This window comes from Lactobacillus crispatus, from assembly GCF_018987235.1.
Lineage (GTDB): Bacteria > Bacillota > Bacilli > Lactobacillales > Lactobacillaceae > Lactobacillus > Lactobacillus crispatus.
Genome location: NZ_CP072197.1, coordinates 1,851,228 through 1,867,782 on the forward strand (window position 1 = coordinate 1,851,228; position 16,555 = coordinate 1,867,782).

Annotated in this window: 14 protein-coding genes and 2 pseudogenes; 4 read left to right on the plus strand and 12 right to left on the minus strand. The window is 34.2% G+C overall.

Annotated features, from left to right (window positions below):
- Window positions 1–15 precede the first annotated feature (15 nt).
- Window positions 16–1,194: an IS256 family transposase gene (locus tag J6L97_RS08985; RefSeq protein ID WP_005728142.1), complete on the plus strand. Its 1,179-nt coding sequence runs from the start codon at window positions 16–18 to the stop codon at window positions 1,192–1,194.
- Window positions 1,195–1,232: 38 nt separating this feature from the next.
- Here J6L97_RS08985 and J6L97_RS08990 read toward each other — a convergent pair whose 3' ends face one another.
- From J6L97_RS08990 to J6L97_RS09000, 3 genes are all read right to left on the minus strand, one after another.
- A complete protein-coding gene (locus J6L97_RS08990; RefSeq protein WP_057727075.1) occupies window positions 1,233–2,924 on the minus strand; it encodes a lantibiotic dehydratase in 1,692 nt (563 codons plus the stop codon).
- Window positions 2,925–3,035: 111 nt separating this feature from the next.
- A complete protein-coding gene (locus J6L97_RS08995) occupies window positions 3,036–4,214 on the minus strand; it encodes an IS256 family transposase (protein WP_005728142.1) in 1,179 nt (392 codons plus the stop codon).
- A 75-nt stretch (window positions 4,215–4,289) separates the two neighbouring features.
- Window positions 4,290–4,781, minus strand: a complete 492-nt coding sequence (locus J6L97_RS09000) for a lantibiotic dehydratase (RefSeq protein WP_150398790.1) — start codon at window positions 4,779–4,781, stop codon at window positions 4,290–4,292.
- A 165-nt stretch (window positions 4,782–4,946) separates the two neighbouring features.
- Here J6L97_RS09000 and J6L97_RS09005 point away from each other — a divergent pair, with 165 nt between their 5' ends.
- Entirely contained in the window at window positions 4,947–5,981 is a 1,035-nt protein-coding gene (locus J6L97_RS09005) for an IS30 family transposase (RefSeq protein ID WP_123811765.1), read from the plus strand.
- Between the two features lie 215 nt (window positions 5,982–6,196).
- On the opposite strand, the gene J6L97_RS11245 is transcribed toward J6L97_RS09005, so the two are convergent.
- The 4 genes from J6L97_RS11245 to J6L97_RS09020 all read right to left on the minus strand — a co-directional run bounded on the left by J6L97_RS11245 (window position 6,197) and on the right by J6L97_RS09020 (window position 8,597).
- Window positions 6,197–6,328: a hypothetical protein gene (locus J6L97_RS11245; RefSeq protein WP_256381431.1), complete on the minus strand. Its 132-nt coding sequence runs from the start codon at window positions 6,326–6,328 to the stop codon at window positions 6,197–6,199.
- A 242-nt stretch (window positions 6,329–6,570) separates the two neighbouring features.
- Window positions 6,571–6,984: a bis(5'-nucleosyl)-tetraphosphatase gene (locus tag J6L97_RS09010; RefSeq protein WP_054833081.1), complete on the minus strand. Its 414-nt coding sequence runs from the start codon at window positions 6,982–6,984 to the stop codon at window positions 6,571–6,573.
- A 119-nt stretch (window positions 6,985–7,103) separates the two neighbouring features.
- On the minus strand, window positions 7,104–8,315 hold the full coding sequence (locus tag J6L97_RS09015) for an MFS transporter (RefSeq protein WP_057726874.1): 1,212 nt from the start codon (window positions 8,313–8,315) through the stop codon (window positions 7,104–7,106).
- A gap of 15 nt (window positions 8,316–8,330) precedes the next feature.
- Entirely contained in the window at window positions 8,331–8,597 is a 267-nt protein-coding gene (locus tag J6L97_RS09020) for a hypothetical protein (protein ID WP_054833080.1), read from the minus strand.
- An 11-nt stretch (window positions 8,598–8,608) separates the two neighbouring features.
- Between J6L97_RS09020 and J6L97_RS09025 the strand changes: the two genes are divergently transcribed.
- Window positions 8,609–9,451 (plus strand): helix-turn-helix domain-containing protein, encoded by an 843-nt coding sequence (locus J6L97_RS09025; RefSeq protein WP_057726875.1) that lies wholly within the window; start codon window positions 8,609–8,611, stop codon window positions 9,449–9,451.
- A gap of 455 nt (window positions 9,452–9,906) precedes the next feature.
- Here the strand turns inward: J6L97_RS09025 and J6L97_RS11355 are convergent.
- From J6L97_RS11355 to J6L97_RS11360, 3 genes and pseudogenes are all read right to left on the minus strand, one after another.
- Window positions 9,907–10,029, minus strand: a pseudogene (locus J6L97_RS11355) (P8 family protein); the annotation flags it as partial.
- Window positions 10,030–10,082: 53 nt separating this feature from the next.
- A complete protein-coding gene (locus J6L97_RS09030; RefSeq protein WP_054832963.1) occupies window positions 10,083–10,814 on the minus strand; it encodes a carboxymuconolactone decarboxylase family protein in 732 nt (243 codons plus the stop codon).
- A gap of 181 nt (window positions 10,815–10,995) precedes the next feature.
- Window positions 10,996–11,118: a hypothetical protein gene (locus tag J6L97_RS11360; RefSeq protein ID WP_374197047.1), complete on the minus strand. Its 123-nt coding sequence runs from the start codon at window positions 11,116–11,118 to the stop codon at window positions 10,996–10,998.
- Window positions 11,119–11,209: 91 nt separating this feature from the next.
- Here J6L97_RS11360 and J6L97_RS09040 point away from each other — a divergent pair, with 91 nt between their 5' ends.
- Window positions 11,210–11,659 carry an APC family permease gene (locus J6L97_RS09040; protein ID WP_081036425.1) on the plus strand — a complete coding sequence of 150 codons (450 nt, stop codon included), beginning with the start codon at window positions 11,210–11,212 and terminating at the stop codon, window positions 11,657–11,659.
- Between the two features lie 24 nt (window positions 11,660–11,683).
- On the opposite strand, the gene glmS is transcribed toward J6L97_RS09040, so the two are convergent.
- Together glmS and adhE are read right to left on the minus strand one after the other, a co-directional pair.
- The gene (gene glmS / locus J6L97_RS09045) at window positions 11,684–13,495 is read right to left on the minus strand and encodes a glutamine--fructose-6-phosphate transaminase (isomerizing) (RefSeq protein ID WP_054832964.1); all 1,812 of its coding nucleotides are present in this window, start codon (window positions 13,493–13,495) and stop codon (window positions 11,684–11,686) included.
- A gap of 196 nt (window positions 13,496–13,691) precedes the next feature.
- Window positions 13,692–16,315, minus strand: a pseudogene (gene adhE / locus J6L97_RS09050) (bifunctional acetaldehyde-CoA/alcohol dehydrogenase).
- Window positions 16,316–16,555 lie beyond the last annotated feature (240 nt).

A 16,555-nucleotide genomic window follows, 5' to 3' on the forward strand; every position in this document is an offset into this window, starting at 1 on the left:
AAGAAGAACTCCTTCATGAATGATTTTACCAAAGATTTTGCTCAAGCTCTATTCAATCCAGACAAAATAAATGATTTATTGCGCAAAGAGCTACAACAGGCTGTTAATAACTTGCTAGAAGCTGAGTTGACTGCCTTTCTAGGCTATGATCCCTATGCCAGAAATGGCTGGAATACTGGCAATTCTAGAAATGGTGCTTATTTCCGCAAGGTTGATACCCAGTTTGGACCAATTGAAGTGCAAGTGCCTCGAGACCGCAACGGTCAGTTTCATCAGCACACGCTGCCTGACTACAAGCAGCACTCTGATGTTTTGGAAAGCACGATTATCAAGCTATACTCCAAAGGCGTAACTACCAGAGAAATCGCTGACTTGATTGAGAAAATGTATGGCAGTCATTATAGTCCAGCTCAAGTATCAAATATTTCCAAGCAGATGCTCCCCAAGATTGAGGCTTATCACAAGCGCAAGCTAAGCGACAAGTTTTTCTGTGTCTATTTGGATGCGACATACCTTCCTTTGCGCCGAGAAACGTTTGAGCGTGAAGCAGTATATATTGCCATTGGCATTAAACCTAATGGACATAAGGAAGTCATTGACTACTGCATTGCTCCTAGTGAGAACATTGAAGTTTGGACAGAGATGCTTCAAAACATGAAGTCCAGAGGCTTGAAGCAAGTTGAGCTTTTTCTTTCTGATGGTGTTGTTGGCATGAAAACAGCCTTGGCCAGGACTTATCCTAAAGCTCATTTTCAACGCTGCCTGGTTCATGTCATGCGCAATATCTGCGCTAAAGTACGCGTCGACGATCGTGAAAAGATCATGAACGAATTCAAGCAGATACATCAACAGACAAGCAAAAAAGAAGCTGCAGCTGTCTTGCACAAATTCTATGCCAAATGGAATAAAGCTTATAGCCATGTCATCAAAGGTTTGAAGGAAATTGAGCCCGATCTGCTAGTCTTCTACAATTATCCCAAACAAATCAGAGCTTCAATTTATTCAACCAATATGATTGAATCCTTTAACAACGTCATCAAGCGTAAAGCTAAGCCTAAGGCAGAATTTCCAACTGAACAGTCGCTTGATGCATTTATTGGCATCCAGGCAATGAGCTACAATGACCGTTATTTCAATCGAATTCATAAAGGCTTTGGTCAGGTTCAGGACACCTTAGAATCCTACTTTGATTAAATAAATAATTAAAAAATCAATTTACGAGAAAGATCTATTTACACAAAAGATTTGACAGTTTCTGGATCTCTAAATACTAAATAATGAAACAACTTTATATACTTTTCATCATGCATCTTTTTGTATAAACTAGACAATTTATATGTAATTAATGTATTTAGATCATTCCTAGAACAGTATACTTTTAAATATAACCAATCGTCTCCTAAAATAAATTTTCTTTCTCTACTATTAAAAGCGACATCTAATTCTCTAGTTATTAATGGAACGGATGTTGTATTTTTTAAATTGTTATCAGTAAGAGAATAAACATATTCTGCCAATTTATTACTATTTTTCAAAATTGGCTCATAAATTGAAACATTAGTTTTGCTCAGTATTTCCCTAATCAATTCATTTCTATGAATTTTTAAATTTAAATTCAATAATAATCTATTATCATTTCTTTCTAAAAATACTAACTTAGGTACTTCCCATCTTTCCATAAAGGCATCAAATTTTGCTGTTAACTCTGACTTAGAAGCGAAATTGCCTAATGTATACTTATTAAAATTCCATCTTAAAGGTGTCAAGATAATATTCTTGTAATAAAATGCAGGTATCCTTGGAAAATTATCAAAGTTTTCCAGTAATCTAATAATATAAAAAGGATTACTTTCCTTATTATGAGACGCTTCAATAAGAAAACTAGCAATATATGATAAGTACTCACCATTTTTATAATTTATCATAGACGTAGCAGAGAAAAACAATCTCTTTTTCGTCACTCTTGATTTGAAATAAAAATAATAACTCTCTCCATCCCTCTCTACACCAACAAGAATATCTTTTATATCTATGCTATTCTTATCTGGACCTGTCGTACCTACATTAACAACAGAATTATTGGTATTAGTTAGCATCACATTTAAAACACGTTTATTTTTAGGTGTATCAACAACTTCTATCTCTTCTGGCATATGACTAATAGGATTACTTCGATTAAACATGTAAGTAAATCGTCCAAAAGTTTTGCCACTTTTATCACTCCCTGAATTTGGAATGATCATTGTATTCAACGCGCTATTATCAGCACAAAATATTGTTTTAACATATAATTCTAAACTAGTAGGAAAGTTATTTATATGTTCTTGATCTGACAAATCTGGTAAATCACAATTTTCAATATCACAGTATTTATTTTTACTTACAATACTCTTTATAATTGCTTCTTTTAACAAAATACTTTGTTTAGTATTCGAAGTATCTGAGATACTAAATATCTTAGAATATGGAGAACCTAATCCTTTATCAGGATCCAGTAAAACTAATAATGGGACTTCAGTGTAAGGTCCATATTTATCAAGAAAAGCCTTCGTATAATTTTCTAAATAATCAGATTTTTTATAATCAGGTGTTACCTTTTTCAAAAAAGTCACTAAATTTGATAAATTCTTAGGTTTTTCTTTAATCGACAAAACCTGATCTTCTTTTTGAAAATCAACATGAATATAATTTACAGATTTTTGAATCATACTCATCTTTAAAACTATTTCTTTTAAAATTTCGATACCATTTCCTAATTCTGTCTTATGATATAATCTCATTTTCTTTCTAATATCAACTAATAACTCATAAGTTGATCTTTCCTTAGGAATATTTTTAATATTCTTAACTAAAGTATTAAAATTATCTTTATTTACATTGCTCAACGAAATATTAGTTAATAAAAAATCATTAACCACTAACATTTTAATAACTCTTAAAATACTAGTTTTATCATCAATATGCAGAGAATATGAAACTGTCAAATCTTTTGTGTAAATAGATCTTTCTCGTAAATTGATTTTTTAATTATTTATTTAATCAAAGTAGGATTCTAAGGTGTCCTGAACCTGACCAAAGCCTTTATGAATTCGATTGAAATAACGGTCATTGTAGCTCATTGCCTGGATGCCAATAAATGCATCAAGCGACTGTTCAGTTGGAAATTCTGCCTTAGGCTTAGCTTTACGCTTGATGACGTTGTTAAAGGATTCAATCATATTGGTTGAATAAATTGAAGCTCTGATTTGTTTGGGATAATTGTAGAAGACTAGCAGATCGGGCTCAATTTCCTTCAAACCTTTGATGACATGGCTATAAGCTTTATTCCATTTGGCATAGAATTTGTGCAAGACAGCTGCAGCTTCTTTTTTGCTTGTCTGTTGATGTATCTGCTTGAATTCGTTCATGATCTTTTCACGATCGTCGACGCGTACTTTAGCGCAGATATTGCGCATGACATGAACCAGGCAGCGTTGAAAATGAGCTTTAGGATAAGTCCTGGCCAAGGCTGTTTTCATGCCAACAACACCATCAGAAAGAAAAAGCTCAACTTGCTTCAAGCCTCTGGACTTCATGTTTTGAAGCATCTCTGTCCAAACTTCAATGTTCTCACTAGGAGCAATGCAGTAGTCAATGACTTCCTTATGTCCATTAGGTTTAATGCCAATGGCAATATATACTGCTTCACGCTCAAACGTTTCTCGGCGCAAAGGAAGGTATGTCGCATCCAAATAGACACAGAAAAACTTGTCGCTTAGCTTGCGCTTGTGATAAGCCTCAATCTTGGGGAGCATCTGCTTGGAAATATTTGATACTTGAGCTGGACTATAATGACTGCCATACATTTTCTCAATCAAGTCAGCGATTTCTCTGGTAGTTACGCCTTTGGAGTATAGCTTGATAATCGTGCTTTCCAAAACATCAGAGTGCTGCTTGTAGTCAGGCAGCGTGTGCTGATGAAACTGACCGTTGCGGTCTCGAGGCACTTGCACTTCAATTGGTCCAAACTGGGTATCAACCTTGCGGAAATAAGCACCATTTCTAGAATTGCCAGTATTCCAGCCATTTCTGGCATAGGGATCATAGCCTAGAAAGGCAGTCAACTCAGCTTCTAGCAAGTTATTAACAGCCTGTTGTAGCTCTTTGCGCAATAAATCATTTATTTTGTCTGGATTGAATAGAGCTTGAGCAAAATCTTTGGTAAAATCATTCATGAAGGAGTTCTTCTTTCTGTATGTGTTTTTTTGTTCAAACCAATCATACGAGAAAGGAACTCCTTTTTCTAATGTTTAAAGAAATAAATTTAAGGAATCATTCATCCTTACACAAACTATTTTACAGTCTCGAGAATATTGCAAATTACTAATTAACTTCTTTACAGAAATATTATTTTGTGTAAATTTATTTATTGCTTTTGTAATCGATGTGATTTTTAATTTTCTCTGCAGATTCTTTCTTTCATCATCTTTTACAAAGAGCAATTTAAAATATGTCTTATTACATACCACAACATTATTCCATTTTACATACAAATAATTAAGATCTTCCAAGTCAATCTCAATTTTTCGAATTACTTTACTAAGCCATTCCATATCAGGATAAATATGCTTAAATAATTTGTTATCACAATTCTTTTCATTTTTAGAAAATTTTCCTAAAGATACCATAGCATCTAATCCATACGGTGTTGCTCTTGTACAGATTCGATTAAAGTAATTGCTCAATGAATTTATCAAATGTCTGTATCTTTTGCCGTCAGGATTTAACTCAGTTATTTTCATTAATTGATAATATAGTTTTTTATTATTTACAAATAAAATTTCTTTAAATTGGTTATCTTTTAAAAGACCCCGGATTTAAAATTGAAGTGCAACACCAAGTGTTAAACAAAAAGGCCATGAAGACCTAAACTTGAAGTGACGAAAAATCAAGAAAGGAAGATCTTCATGACCAATTCAAATTCTAGCATTTCTAAGCACTATCATCAATTAACCAGCGTACAACGTGGACAAATTCAAGCAATGCTGGATTCCGGCATAACTTCCCGTACTGTTATCGCTCAAGAAGTCGGCTGCCATAAGTCGACAATCAGTCGCGAAATCAAACGCGGAAGCGTCCTGCAAAGAGACAGCAGCTATTTATTGTATGAGCACTATTACGCTGATACTGCACAGCTTTATTATGAGAAGCGTCGCAAAAACTGCTATCAGCGCAATCCATTGAAGCATTATGCTGTCTTTTTGAGAATGCTCTCCAGACGCTTCAAAGCTAAATTTGATGCCACCAGCATCGATGAATTCGTTGGTGAATTCAAAAGGACTATGCCAGGCTACCCTTGTCCCAGCACACCAACTGTCTATCGCTATATTGATCAGGGCTTGCTGGACATAAGCAATATTGATCTGCCTATGAAGCTCAAAAGACGCAGGAACAAGCGTCATCACGGCCAGAGCGGTCATGCTTTGCACAAGAAGAATCTTGGCAATTCCATTGAACAGCGTCCTAAAGAGATTGAAGACAGAAAAACGCCGCTGCACTGGGAAGGAGATCTGGTTAAAGGCGTCAGACGCAAGAATCAGCCTGCTTTAATGACTTTGACCGAAAGAACCACACGCTTTGAAGTAGTTATCAAGATTCCTGACTATCGGGCAAGCACATGCCAAAGGCTGCTTCAAAATGAGATTGACAGACATCCTGCCTGGTTTAAATCGATCACGTTTGACAATGGCTCTGAGTTTGCGGATATGACCAAGATCAAAGGCTGCCAGATCTACTTCGCCCACCCATATTCTCCATGGGAAAGAGGCACCAATGAGAACTGCAATGGACTTCTGCGTCAATTCTTCCCTAAAGGCAAAAGCATGAAAGATAAGTCAGCTGCTTATGTTCAACAGGCAACTGATGCCATTAACCGCAAACATCGTCGAATCCTTCAATATCACACAGCAGAAGAACTCTTCAAGCAATATATTTCCTCATAGCCTAACTGTTGCACTTAATTTGACAATTCAGGTCTTTTAAAAGACCAATTAAATTCTGATCTACATCTTCATTTTTTGAAAAAATAGAATTATACTTTTTCAAATCATATACTGGTTCTCTAATCATAAATTTGTCTTCTAATTTATAAAAAGTCATATAATTCCCCTCTTTCAAAAAATCAATATGTAGCCAAATGCATATTGATTTTTTCTAACTAATTATGACCACAACATGCTGAGAATGTTGCACCTGAACCTCTACGTGGTCCTGTTAAGTCCTCAACATCTTCAAGATTGATATCTTCAACTTCTACGGTCAAATCTAAAGAAATGTTTTTCTCATCCATGTTTTTTTCCTTAACCTTTCTAATCCAAATCCTTCATTTGGATTAGATTAAATATACTACCACAAAATTATATTTGCAATAGTTTTTTTATTTTTTGTTAATTTTAAATTAATAAAGCAATATTTTGTAGTAAACAAATCTCTTAGTTTATCCCTCTTATATGGGATTAAAGTATTTTGCATCAATTAAAATTTAGTTTCTTAATGACGAAAAGACGAGAGTTGATTAAGCTCCCGTCTTTTTTATTGTTCAATGTAATTCTGTGCTTTCGTCAAAACAGCCATCTTCCCATGCACAGTTAGATACTGTTTTGCTTCAGCTAAGCTAACCCATTTGCTTGCTAAAATTTCTTCCTTTTGTGTTTTTACTTCTTGACCTGCAACATAGCTAGCGACAAAATAAACTACTGTCTTAGCCTTATCTGCTGTTAACTGATATTCAGTTTGGGCTTTAAAGGCAAAATCAAAATTCGGCTTTAGGCCAACTTCCTCAAAAACTTCTCTTTTAGCAGCTTCTTCAGCATTCTCATCATTTTCCAAATGCCCTTTTGGAAAGCCCCAATTATAATTTACGACGCTCTGCACGATCAAATATTCCAGTTCGCCGTCTCTACGCTTTCTGTAAATAACTGCACCTGCAGAATGTTCCATCTTCATTTTTGTCACCCAACCTTTATATTGAACAATTATTAAATATTTATTAATGCAGGTCAAGCGATTGGGATCAAAAATGACTGTCATAAATTGAGATATCCTGATTTTACTAATTATTTATCTTAGAGCATCTTCAATCTAAAAATTAAAAATACTGAAATACTGCTTGCTAAAATACAAAGTGCAAAAATCCAGAAAGCAATATATAAATTAAAATTTAATAACCTTGAAAATACTGGAATCATTATCAAATTTGAAAAGGCAACCATAGCATCTCTTAAACTAGAAATTTTTCCTTTCATTGTTTCATCAAAAGATGTATGTAACTGTGTTTGAAATAAAGATTGCGATGCACCATTAAATATTCCAATAATAAAGATAAAGATTGTAGCTATATAGATTGAACTGGTTAGAGTTAGCCCGATAAAAGCCAAAGCCTGGAAGAATAAACCAGACCAAGAAACTTCAGAGAAATTAAATCTTTCAAATAGTAAATAAATGATCGTAAAATTTAACATTGCACCTAGTGCAAAAAATCCATCTAAAGCTGTTAGATAAACGGAATTCTTTAATATAACTGTTGCATATTTTATCTCCATCAAATTGATAAAAGCAACAATTACTGAATCGATTGAAGAAAAAAATACTAATAAAAGTAACTTTTTACTTATAAATAAAGCTCTTAGTAGCTTGAACCATTCAAAATACATTTTCTTTAACTTATTATCTGAAACTTTAATTTGAACTGGATGTTCCTTATTAAATTTTAAAAAGATAGTACAAATAAATGAAGTAAAAAAAGTAAGTGCATCTATCAATAAAGCAGGAATTGTTAAATTAAATGCAATTAAAGGTGTAGCAATAGCCACACCTAATAATTGACCACTTTGATTTAATGAACTGCGTAACCCATTTAATGGAAGTAATCCCAAACTTCCTCTTTGAATACTAGCAATGATTTTAAAATTAGCAGCTCTAAAAAATGGCACAATCAAGTTTAAAATGAGCATTAATATCATTAAAACTACGATTATATTATTTGATAATCTTAAAAAGATAATACCCAAAATAATCATAATTCCGCGTAAACTGTCTGCAATTTCTGAAATAAATTGTGGCTTTTTAATGTCAGCAATATAACCAGCCAATAAATTTAACATAAAAGATGCTACATTTTGAATAATTAACACTAATCCAAAAGCCGAAACCGAACCAGTTTTATCATACAAAATTTTAGAAATTATCAGTGTAAAAATCCCATCACCCAGATTCGACACAAAAGTTCCAAGTAGATATAAGTAAACTGAGGATGACGCTAGTTTTAGCTTTTTCATTAAAACCGCCTCCATCTAAATCGGTGGCTCATCTATAAAATTCAGAACATCTTTAATTGAAATCAAATTTTTATTTGCTTCAAATGCTCGTCCATGATCCAAAATAGAATTTAAAGTAGCTGCTATAGGCTCAATTGTACTTCTTATCAATTGATTGGCATAAATAACAATATTTACACCTGTTTGTTCTAATTCTTTTTCGCCAATTTGAGTTGACAAATCTGTCATCAACTTATAAGGTATATCTAAAATTTTATATTTGATAATCATTTTTTTATTCATGGTAAGACCTCATGTACGGAAAATATTTTAAACAATTAAGAAAAAAACAAGATATTTCTTTAAAGGATGCTGCTGCAAATGTAATCTCGACTTCTCAATTATCCAGATGGGAAAATGGAAGAAGCAATATATCTTTTGAGACCGTAATCAATCTTTTGGATAATATTCATATTCGAGCAAATGAATTTATAATGTACTGTAACCTTAATCCAACAAATTCTTTAACTCACAAAATATTTAATGCTTATCAAAGAAAAGGTATTACCGAGCTTAAACATCTAACTTTAAAGCAAATTAAACAAAGTAAAACTAGTAAAAACAGATTTGATTTATTTCTAGCTGTAGCCGCTGCTAATTTCTATTTTGACTTAACCAATATTCGTTTAATTTCAAAATTTGATATTTTAAATGTAAAATCAATTTTATCGTCTACTTCATATTGGAATTATTATTACATTAGTGTTTGGGGTAATACCTTAGCATTCTATGATCCTACATTTAATTTCAAAATCGCTTCAAGAATACTTACTATTTTGAAAAATCAAACGACATTAGAATTTGGTACGGAGTATTACACCTGGTGTACAATTTTAAATGCTTTAATTAGAATAATTCCAGAGAAAATTGAACTAGCAAAAAAACTCTCACTCAAAATAAATAAAGTTTCAATTCCCAACTCCTTTTTATCTATTCGACTTAAGAAAAGATTTATGGATATATACATAAAATATCAGCTACATGAATCAGATAAAGAAGAATTGAATAAATTTCTTTACTCATTAGAAAATTTGCAGTTAATTGATTTAAAGAATGAACTTGAATATTTCTTATCTAACACAAAAATGAGAAATTAGCCTCCTTCCTTTAATTTTTAATTTAAATATACTCTCATATTTCTTTAAAAGTGATATATTTGCATATATGCAAATATTTTTGAATTATTGTTGCCATCTTTTCGATAATATCAACAATAATCTAATGTCTTGTTGCTAAATACTAATACTAGACACCATGATTAACTTTTTCCTGTACAGGTAATTTTTCACGTGCACAATTATCCTTTACTTATCTCCATAAAACGCTAATAAAATCAGCAAACATAGACTCTAATAATGACGAGTAGTTTTCTTGACTTCCTTAGTCTAAAATTGAAAAGTATTCCTTAAAAATACTTTTTCTTACCATGAACGCTTCTCTTAGAAAGCTCCTTCACAGTTAATCGATTACACAAAAAAATGACCAGATCTTTGGCGATCCGGTCATTTTCGTTGCAGACGAAATTATTAAGCCTTTTAGTAGAATATTTTAGTTACTTCTTTAAGTTCTTTTCGCAGTAATCCTTGATCTTGTCATCATCAGCTTTAAGCATCCACTCACAAGCTGCTTCGGTCTTCATCGTGTCACGACCATTTGCTTCCATTTCGTGATCCCAGGTAGGTCTATTAGTAGTCGTTGTTAACTAAAAGCGCTTATTTTATTAATATTCTAATTTTTGTCATTAACTGCTTCATCAGCTTGGTTGATCACAGTAACGGCATTTAAACTTCTTGGGTAACCAATAAATGGTACATTTTGTTCAACAACTTTTGTCAAGAATTCCTTGTCATTGCCCAGCTTAATATTAGCTTGCGCATGTACCATTAATTGTGGCTCACACCCTCCTTGAGCAGCAATATAGCAAAACGTAATCATTTCCCGGTCACGATCATCTAATCCAGTCCTTGTATAATAATCACCAAAGCAATTATCTACAAGCCACTTATTAATGGTTCCCTTCTTAGCGAAATCCTTCATCTGTTTTCCAAATAATCGTATTTGCGTCTCTTCACCTTTCTCTAAACGATTCTTCATCGTTGTAGTCGACTGCGACTTTAAGGGAAGTTTTACTCCTCTAGCAGTTAGTATTTCGTTAGTAATTTTGAAAAATGGAAAAACGCGGCCTAAACCTAAATAATCTATTGCTTGATACAAAACTTCCTTAGCTTCAATCGGAGTAACATCGTTATCAAGTGCAACTGGAAGCATTACTTTATATTCAGCATTTGCTTGCATCCCTAATAAATAAGCCAAAGTTGACAGCATCTTAACTCTATCTGATAAATCCACTTCATTTTGTACTTCATTAAATGTAAAGTGATTAATTCGTTCTATAATATCTGGATCCGTTGTTTTTAACAAATTAGCATGAACTCTTTGTGCATCATCCTTAATTGACATAATATTTTCCTTTCTAAAATGCCCTCTTTACTATTCATTTAAATACGTTTTAGTGTTAAAGAAAAATATCTATTTCTTATTTCATAGGATAACTTCTACTTATAATCATTTTTAACAAATAAACATCCCTAACCAATTCAATTGTTGATCAGGGATGTTTATTTATTTTATTGAAAATATTCTAGCTATCTTGCCTCGGTAGCTCATTTTCTTCAGCTTCTTCAAATTCTTTTTCGGAAACCTGTTGATCTGGACTATATCTCCGTTTGATCGGCATTCCCATCGGATTCTGATCTCTAGACATTACACTAGTTGGTACCTTTACCTGGCTTATCTAGGCCTTCAATCTCCCAAGTAAACGGAGAAAATTTATTATTAGGATCAACCCAATCTGTATGCTTCCTAGCTGGATTGGTAAAAAGAACAAATATGATGCTGCTTGGGTAGCAATTTTATTTAGTGCTGCAATCACTGCCTTTTTAATAACCCAATCTTATTTATTCTTGGTATCTTGTATTGTACTTGCTTCACTTATTCAATACGTACCATCAATTTTGGCAGTTATCAAATTCAAACATACAAATGAATTTCCTAACCATGGTTTCAAACTTCCAGGTGGTTATACCATTACAATTTTAGCTTTAATTATTTCATGTTACATGGTAACCAACTTTACTTGGAAAACTATCTTTCTTGGTTTAGTAGTCGGTGTATTAGCTGCTATAGCTTACTTCTTCATTGATAAGGACAAAGCGGCAGAACATAAGCACCAACTATACCTAAAAAAATGCGAAAGAAATAATAAAAAATATTTAATAGACAAAAAAGGAACGGATCAAAATTGATTCGTTCCTTTTATTTATACTTGTTTATTCAACAGTTACACTTTTAGCTAAGTTACGAGGCTTATCAACGTCTAGTCCCTTGTCCTTAGAAGCGTAGTAAGCTAGAAGTTGAGCAGGCACTACTGTCAACAATGCTGACATGTAGTAATTAATTTCTGGCAAAACAATGTCATCGTCGCCTCTAGCAAAGTCCTTACCTACAATTGTAATAACACTAGCTCCACGGGAAATAACTTCTTGAATATTACCACGGGTAAGATCTGCAGTTACTGGATCATTAATCAAGGCAATTACAGGAGTGCCTTTTTCAATTAATGAAATGGTACCATGTTTAAGTTCAGCTGCTGCAAAACCTTCAGTTTGAATATATGAAACTTCCTTTAACTTAAGAGCAGCTTCAAGTGCAACTGCATAGTCAATACCTCGACCAATGTAGAATGCATTTCTAGACTTTACTAAGTATTTATCTGCAAGCTTTTTCAACTTTTCTTTACCATCCACAATTTGTTGAATACCTTCTGCAGCCATTGCTAAGTCTTTTTGTAAATCCCATTCCTTAGCATTTTCATTATTTAACTTTTCACCTAAAGCCTTAGCCAGAACAGCTTGTAAAGCAACTTGAGCAGTATATGCCTTAGTTGAAGCAACTGCGATTTCAGGACCAGCACCCAAAAGCATAGTATAGGTAGCTTCACGAGAAAGTGTTGAGCCTTCCACATTAGTCATAGTTAAACTTGGGATGCCACGTTTATTTGCTTCTTTTAATACAACACGTGAATCAGCAGTTTCCCCTGATTGAGTCAAGAAGATAAAGAATGGGTTCTTGCTCAACATTGGGAAATGATATCCTGCTTCAGAAGCCAAATCAACTTCAGTTGGAATACCAGTATAGTGTTCAAAAAGAGTCTTACCAACCAAACCTGCATGATAACTAGTTCCTGCAGCAAAGATATATATTCTATCTGCTTTAGAAACAACATCCAAAATATCTTGATCAACTTGTGGTTCCCCATTTTCATCAAGATAATTTTGTGACATATGACGCATTACACCAGGTTGTTCATCAATTTCTTTAAGCATATAAAATTCATAAGCACCCTTTGAAGCAGCGTTTGGATCAATATTCAAAACATGAGGTTCGCGATCAACCTTTTTACCATCGATGGTCTCAATAGTGTAAGAATCTTTAGTGATATCACCAACATCGCCATCATGTAAGTCTACAAAAGTTTTGGTTTGATCTAAAACAGAAATAGCATCTGAAGCGATAATATTAAAGCCATCGCCGATACCAAGCATCATTGGTGATTTATTTTTAGCGATGAAAACATGATCTGGTTCAGTATTATCAACTAGCAAAAATGCATATGAACCCTTAACCAGTTTTAAAGCTTCTTTAAATGCTGAAAAACCGTCTAAATTCTTGTCACGAGCAATTTTACTAATTAATTGCACAACTACTTCAGTATCAGTATCTGAACGGAACTTTACACCTTGCAAGTACTTTTCCTTCAATTCGGCGAAGTTCTCAATCACACCATTATGAACTAAATAGAAGCGCTTGGTCTCATCAAAATGTGGGTGGGCATTATCAACAGTTGGCTTACCGTGGGTAGCCCAACGAGTATGACCAATCCCCACTAAGCCTTGTTCATCTGGAGTTAACTTTTCCTTTAAGTTAGAAATACGACCAACAGCCTTAGTTAAGTATTCATTACCATTTAAATCATTTAAGTAAATACCAGCTGAATCATAGCCACGGTATTCCAAATTAGTTAATCCATTTAAAATAATATCTTTTGCTGGTTTACCAACAACCCCAACAATTCCACACATAAAATTTTTCTCCTTTGGTCTAGTTCGCCTTTGTTGTAGTGGACTAGTTTAAATTCATTGTTACAGTAGCAATAATATTATTTTTTAATAAAGCGGTCAAGTAATTGTTGCTAAAATTGGTATAATTAATTTCTAAATCAAAAAATAGCATTCAATATCTTTCATTGAATGCTATTTACTATTAATATATTATTTCTTACTTAGTTGAGATTCCCTTGCCCTCATAGCTATCTCTCATTAATTGGGCAATTTGACTGATTAATGGAGCTGATGGGTTAGTAACCGTATTTTGATCGCCATAAGCTTCAACAGCTAATTGGTCCACCTTCTTGTCAAACTCAGCCTTATCAACGCCATAATCCTTGAAGGCCATCTTAATGCCAACTGATTCAGCCAAATCAATAATCTTTTGTACCAGCTTTTCAACCAATTCTGCATCACTTGAACCAGTTAAACCGATTGCTCTAGCAATATCAGCATAGTCGCTTTCAGCACGGTAAACTGAGTAATGTGGCCACATAGCAAGTTTTTCTGGACGCTTAGCATTAAAGCGAATGACTTGTGGCAATGCAATTGCATCGCTGACACCACTTGGAATATCAAAGGTTGAACCAACAGTGTGAGCAATTGAGTGTTCCAAACCAAGGAAGGCATTTGAGTAAGCCATCCCTGCCAAAGTTGCAGCATCATGCATTCTCTTACGTGCGTCAAGATCACCGTCATAAGACTTCTTTAAGTTAGCAAAGATTGTCTTAATAGCTTCAAGTGACCAACCGCGGGTAAAGTCTGTAGCCATAGTCGAAACATAGCTTTCGATAGCGTGACCTAATGCTTCAAAACCTGACCAAGCAATTAAACGTTTGGGCAGCGTTTGCACAAATTGATCATCAACAATTGAAACATCAGGTGTTAAAGCATAGTCACATAAGGTGTGTTTAATTCCAGTTTTGGCATCGGAAATAATAGCAATTGGGGAAACTTCTGAGCCAGTTCCTGAAGTAGTTGGGATACATACAAGTTGTACACCATTAATCTTTGGGAAACGGACTACTCTTTTTCTAATGTCTAAGAATTTTTGGTAAGCCTCTTCAAAACTCATTTCTGGGTTTTCATAGAATAAGCGCATTGCCTTGGCTGCATCCATTACTGAACCACCACCGATGGCAATAATTACATCTGGCTTGAAGATGTTCATTCTGTGAACACCATCTTTAATTACATCAGTATTAGGATCAAGCGTTACAGCTTTGAAGACTTCATATTCCTTTTGTCCTAAACGCTTAGAAATAATATCAGTGATTTCATCAGCAAAGCCTTGGTCAGCTACGCCTTCATCAGTAACGATAAAGAAGCGGTTAACATTTGGCATATGACGCAAGTAGTTAGCAGCATTATGTTCAAAATAGGTCTTAGACGGAACTTTTACCCATTGCATATTGTCACGGCGCATTGCTACGGTTTTAATGTTAAGCAAATCTTTGGCACCAATGTTATGTGAGAAGGTGTTAGCACCATATGAACCAGTACCCAAGGTAAGTGATGGCAACATATTGTTGTAAAGATCACCGATACCACCAAGGGCAGCTGGTGAGTTAACTAAGATACGACAAGCATCCATCTTCATTGCAAACTCATCAATGATCTTTTTATCAGTTGAGTGCAAACCAGCAGTATGTCCACGACCACCGTAGTTTAACAAGTCAGTACAAATCTTAAATGCATCATCGTGACTCTTAGCCCGGTACAAAGTAAAGACTGGTGAAAGTTTTTCTGCTGAAAGTGGGAAGTTTCTACCTACGCCTTTATATTCAGCGATAATTACTTTAGTTGTCTTTGGCACATCCACACCACAAAGCTTGGCAATTTCATAAGCTGACTTACCAGCTACTGGACCAGCAACCGTACCACGACGAGGATCAATAAAGTGTTCCTCAAACTTCTTAATTTCTCCTTTGTTTAAGAAGTAGCAGTTCCACTTCTTAAATTCTTCTTTAACTTTGTCATAAATTTCAGTATCAACGACAACTGAATTTTCAGAAGCACAAACCATACCGTTATCAAAGTTCTTTGATAAAACAATGTCATAAACTGCACGGTCAATATTAGCAGTCTTTTCAATGTAAGAAGGACCATTACCAGGACCAACACCAATAGCTGGCTTGCCTGATGAATAAGCAGCTTTAACCATACCTGGACCACCAGTTGCCAAAATAGTTTGAACACCTGGGTTAGTCATCAAATCGGTCGTTGCATCAAGGCTTGGTTCTTCAATCCATTGAACGGCATCCGCAGGAGCACCTGCAGCAACAGCAGCCGCACGAATGATTTTACCAGTTTCTACACAACATTTTTGAGCCTGTGGGTGGAAACCAAAGATAATGGTATTTCTCGTCTTCAAAGCAAGCATTGCCTTGAAAATAACAGTTGAGTTGGGTTAGTTACTGGAGTAACACCTGCAATAACACCTTTAGGTTCAGCAATCTTAGTCAAACCTAATTCCTTGTCTTCTTCAATTACGCCGACGGTCTTTTCGTGACGCAAACTGTTCCAGATATTTTCTGAAGCATACATATTCTTGGTAGTTTTATCTTCAACTACACCACGTTTAGTTTCTTCAACAGCCATTTTAGCTAGTGGGTAAGCATTTTGTTCACCTGCAGTAGCAACTGCTTCACAGATCTTATCAACTTGTTCTTGTGTGAAGTTAGCCATTTGATCTAAAGCGACATGTGATTTCTTTACTAAGTTATCGACCATGTCGTAGATTTGCTTTTTCTTTTCGTCCTCTGTAAGAGTCTCTTTTTGTTGTGTCTTAGCCATTGTATTATTACCTCTAAGATCTACTAATTCTTGTGAACTAATTTACAATGTCAACTATAGCACAATAACTTTATTTGTAAATGCATGAATTTATGAAAATAGTGAATTAACAAGGATTCACATTCCCTCATAATTTTGCTCTAATGCAAATGAAAGCGATTCCTTAATTATTTGTTTGTTAATTAACAAACTTATTTTAAAAAAACAGATTTTTGATATTTTTTTAAATCTAACTATAGG